This window comes from Pseudomonas fontis (assembly GCF_028656955.1).
Taxonomy (GTDB): Bacteria; Pseudomonadota; Gammaproteobacteria; order Pseudomonadales; family Pseudomonadaceae; genus Aquipseudomonas; species Aquipseudomonas fontis.
Window position 1 is genome coordinate 1 of the sequence record NZ_JAMDGY010000041.1, and the last position, 4,508, is coordinate 4,508.

Here is a 4,508-nt window from a genome sequence, read left to right on the forward strand (position 1 = left end):
AGGCCGGCTCCCACAGGGTCTGGCTGAGACTGCATCTGTGGCAGGTGCTGACAAGGCCGGCTGCTACACCTTGTGGGAGCCGGCCTTGCCGGCGATGGGCTGTGCAACAGCCCTGGCACCTACCCCCGCACGATCTGGTTCTTGCCCTGGCGCTTGGCCTGGTACATCGCCGCATCCGCCCGCGCAAACAGGCTGTCGAGCACCTCGTCATCCTCATTGATCGCGGTCAGCCCCTGGCTCACCGTCACCCCGAACGTCTGTGCTTCATGGCTGAAGCTCAAGCGCTGGATCTCCCGCTGCAAACGCTCAGCCACCTGCATCGCCATCTCTGGCGGACACCCCGGAAACACCGCCGCAAACTCTTCGCCACCAATACGCCCGAACAAGTCACCACGGCGCAGCACCGCCTTGCCACTGTCGGCAATGCGCTGCAGCACATGGTCACCCTCCTGGTGCCCATAGGTGTCGTTGATCTGCTTGAAATCATCGATATCCAGCAACAGGAACGCCATCGGCGCACTCTCCAGCCGGGCCTTTTCGAACGCCAGGTGAGCACACTCGAAAAAGTGCCGGCGATTGCTGCTTTGCGTAAGCACATCGGTGGTCGCCAGGCGCTGCAACTCGCCCTCAAGCTGCTTCTTTTCAGTGATGTCCTCAGCCATGCCGACCACGATCAGGCGCTGCCCGCTGTCGGCCTGCTGGTTGATGAAGCACTTGTCGCTGAGCCAGCGGATCTGCCCGTCGGCAGCAATGATGCGGTACTCGCGATCTTCCACCGCGCCCTTGACCAACACTTCCGCCAGGCTGCGCTCGGCGTAGTCCAGGTCATCGGGGTAGATGCTGTCGCGCCACTCGTGATAGTCCGCCAGCAACAGCGCCGCCGAACGGCCGAAAATCCGCTCGTACGCCGGGCTCACATACAGCACCTGGCGGGTTTCCCAGTCGAATGCCCACAACACCGCATTGACGCTGTCGAGCAAGGCGCTGAACAGCTGCTCACGCTCGCTCAGGCGCGCTACCTCGCCTTGGGCATGCATCAGGGCCAACAGGGTTTGCGCAGCTTCGGGAGGCGGGTTGAAAGGCTGGGACGGCGGGTTCTTCTTGACCATTGGCACGCTACTTCTCATGACAAGGCGTGCGGCCACGACCCGGCCCGCCACGCAGGCGATATGCCAGTTCAGAGTAAATAAGCGGGGCTAAAGTTCCGGTCGGCGCGCCCGCAGGCGGGGCGCGCCGATCAACGGTGTCAGGCGGTGGCGGGGCGCAACGAGTAGGTTTTCAGCTGGTCGGCGAACTCACGCAGGGAGTGAATGCCGCTGGTTTCGGCCTCGTGGACCCATTCCTTGATGGCCGCGAGCATGTCGTGGCCGTTGGCGCTGGTGCGTGCCCAGATTTGCTGCAGGGCCAGGCGCTTCTCGTAGATGGTCTTGAGCGACTGGCTGTGCTCCAGCATGGTCTGGATGCGCGCGTGGTGACGCTCTTCGAGCAGGCTGGTTTCCCGCGACAGCAGGCGCTTGGCTCGACGGAACTGGTGGCGTACCGAGTCGTCGACCTTGGCCAGCTCCTGCTTGACCAGCGGCGCGATCACCAGCTTGCGGTACTGCGCCATGATCTGGAAGCGGTTGTTGAGGATCGCCATGGCGGTGTCCATGTCCAGCTGGCCCTTGCCTTCAACCCGGTGGGCAATTGGCGCCACCCGCTGCACCTTGGCCAGGCGCAGCCAGGTGAACAGCTTGATCCACGCCCAGCCCGCGTCGAACTCCCAGCGCTTGACCGACAGCTTGGCCGAGTTGGGATAGGTGTGGTGGTTGTTGTGCAGCTCTTCACCGCCAATGATGATGCCCCACGGCACCAGGTTGGTGGCGGCGTCGCGGCACTCGAAGTTGCGATAGCCGACCGCATGGCCCAGGCCATTGACCACGCCAGCGGCCCAGAACGGGATCCACATCATCTGCACGGCCCAGATGGTGATGCCGGCCGTGCCGAACAGCAGCAGGTCGATCACCGCCATCAGCACGATCCCGCCCATCTTGTAGCGCGAGTAGAGGTTGCGTTCGATCCAGTCTTCCGGGCAGTTCTTGCCGTAGATACGCAGGGTTTCCGGGTTCTGCGCTTCTTCGCGGTACAGCTCCGCCCCCTTGCGCAACACGGTGCTCAAGCCCTTGATGACCGGGCTGTGCGGGTCGTCGACGGTCTCGCACTTGGCGTGGTGCTTGCGGTGGATGGCGGTCCATTCGCGGGTGTTCTGCGCCGTGGTCAGCCACAGCCAGAAACGGAAGAAATGCTTGAGCCCGGCGTTCAGTTCGAGCGCGCGGTGGGCCGAATAACGATGCAGATAGACCGTGACACTGACAATGGTCACGTGGGTCATCAGCAGGGTGACCGCCAGCAATTGCCAGGCTGACAGGTCAAGAAAACCGTTGTACCACATAGGCGGTTGGGCCCTCATAGGGAAAGAAACAGCGGGAAGTATTATCCCTGTGCGGTCAAATAAAACCAGTCGGCCTTTTAGATAGGAGGTCACTGGATGTTTCTACCCCTATAATGCCCCATATTTTGGTGTGGGCATCTACAACCCTTATGTCTGTTTCCGTTCGTGACGCCTTGCGCATGGCCGCGCTGTACCTGGTGCTTTCGGTCATCTGGCTGGTTGTTTCTGATCAAATAATAACCAGAATTTTCGATGACCCGGTCGATCAGTTCCGTTGGCTGTGGGCCAATGACTTCTCCTGGGTGGTCATCAGCACGGTGTTGATCTTCGTCGCGCGCCTGCGCCACTTGCGCTTCATCAGCGCCGGCGAGCGTGTACGCCGCGAAGACCGCGAACGCCTGCGCATGGCGGCTGCGGTGTTCGACAGCACCCTGGAAGGGGTGCTGGTCAGTGACCGTGACGGGATCATCGTGCACGTCAACCGCGCGTTCATGGAAATCACCGGCTACCAGAAAGAAGAAGTGCTCGGGCAGCGTCCGAGCAAGTTCAAGTCCGGCCGTCACGACAAGGCGTTCTACCAGCAGATGTTCGCTACCCTGGCCGAGAAGGGCGAGTGGAGTGGCGAAATCTGGAACCGGCGCAAGAGCGGCGAGGTATACCCGCAGTGGCAGAGCATCTGCGCCATCCGCAACGACAGCGGTGAGCTGACCCACTATGTGGCGGTCTTCAGCGACATCAGCGCCATCAAGCACACCGAGCGCGAACTGGCGCACTTGGTGCACTACGACCCGCTCACCGGCCTGCCCAACCGCCTGCTGTTCAATGACCGTGCCGCCCAGGCGCTGACCCAGGCCCAGGCCAAGAAGCGCGGTTGTGCGCTGCTGCTGATGGACCTCGATCACTTCCAGAGCATCAACGACAGCCTCGGCCACAACACCGGCGACCAGTTGCTCAAGGCGGTCGGTGAGCGCCTTGAAGGCCTGGTGGGCGCCGGGGTCACGCTGGCACGCCTGGGCGGAGACGAGTTCGCCGTGCTGGCTGAAAACTGCCCGCAGGTTGGCCAGGCAGCGGCCTTGGCGCAGACCATCATCGAAGGCTTCAAGGAGCCGTTCCAGCTCGACTGCCACCGCTTGTTCACCACCGTGAGCATTGGCATCAGCCTGTTCCCCAGCGATGCACAGAGTGCCGAGCAACTGCTGCGCAACGCCGACTCGGCGTTGTTCAAGGCCAAGCAGAATGGCCGTTCGGACTACGCGATGTACACCGAAGAGCTGACCGCCCATGCCCAGCAGCGGGTGGAAACCGCCAGCGAGCTGCGCCGGGCATTGCAGCAGGAGGAGCTGCGGGTGTACTACCAGCCGATCCATGACCTGTTCAGCGGCAGCATGATCGGCGTCGAGGCGCTGGTGCGCTGGCAGCATCCGCAACGCGGGTTGGTGCCGCCGGGCGAGTTCATCCCGGTCGCCGAGCGTACCGGGATGATCGGTGAGATCGACACCTGGGTGATGCGCCAGGCCTGTCAGCAGATGGTCGAATGGCAGGCCCAGGGCAAGACCCTGGCGTTTGTTGCGGTCAACGTGTCGAGCCGATTGTTTGCCCATCGCGACCTGTACCGCCAGGTTGCCCAGGTGTTGCACGAGACGGGGTTGTCGCCGGCGTGTCTTGAGGTTGAGGTGACCGAGAGCGCGGTGATGGAAGACCCGGAAATCGCCCTGGAGCAGCTGCATCGCTTGCGCGAGCTGGGCATTCAGCTGGCGATTGATGACTTCGGCACCGGCTATTCCTCGTTGCTGCGCCTGAAGCGCTTGCCGGTGCAGAAGCTGAAGATCGACCAGGGCTTTGTCAACGGCTTGCCGCATGACGACGACGATGTGGCGATTGTCCGGGTGATCATCGCCTTGGCGCGCAGCATGGGCATGAAGGTCCAGGCCGAAGGCATCGAGCTGGAGGAGCAGTCGCGGTTCCTCCTGGAGCAGGAGTGCGACATGGGCCAGGGCTACTGGTATGGCCGACCGGTGCCCGCGCAGCAATTGCGCTGGGCCTGAAGTGCCCTTGAGGTTGTAGATACCGTCTTGCC

The 4,508-nt window shown here is 62.6% G+C and carries 3 protein-coding genes; 1 reads left to right on the plus strand and 2 read right to left on the minus strand.

Translation table 11 applies throughout. From position 1 onward, the window contains the following. Positions 1–119: 119 nt before the first annotated feature. Together M5G11_RS15100 and desA are read right to left on the minus strand one after the other, a co-directional pair. On the minus strand, positions 120–1,109 hold the full coding sequence (locus tag M5G11_RS15100) for a GGDEF domain-containing protein (protein WP_273914061.1): 990 nt from the start codon (positions 1,107–1,109) through the stop codon (positions 120–122). A 137-nt stretch (positions 1,110–1,246) separates the two neighbouring features. Further along, on the minus strand, positions 1,247–2,431 hold the full coding sequence (gene desA / locus M5G11_RS15105; protein ID WP_273914060.1) for a delta-9 fatty acid desaturase DesA: 1,185 nt from the start codon (positions 2,429–2,431) through the stop codon (positions 1,247–1,249). 149 nt (positions 2,432–2,580) lie between these two features. Between desA and dibA the strand changes: the two genes are divergently transcribed. Further along, the gene (gene dibA / locus M5G11_RS15110; protein ID WP_273914059.1) at positions 2,581–4,476 is read left to right on the plus strand and encodes a phosphodiesterase DibA; all 1,896 of its coding nucleotides are present in this window, start codon (positions 2,581–2,583) and stop codon (positions 4,474–4,476) included. Positions 4,477–4,508 lie beyond the last annotated feature (32 nt).

Coding starts and splice junctions, on each gene's coding strand:
- M5G11_RS15100 (WP_273914061.1), bottom strand. CDS start 1,109: ATGGTCAAGAAGAACCCGCCGTCCCAGCCTTTCAACCCGCCTCCCGAA.
- dibA (WP_273914059.1), top strand. CDS start 2,581: ATGTCTGTTTCCGTTCGTGACGCCTTGCGCATGGCCGCGCTGTACCTG.
- desA (WP_273914060.1), bottom strand. CDS start 2,431: ATGTGGTACAACGGTTTTCTTGACCTGTCAGCCTGGCAATTGCTGGCG.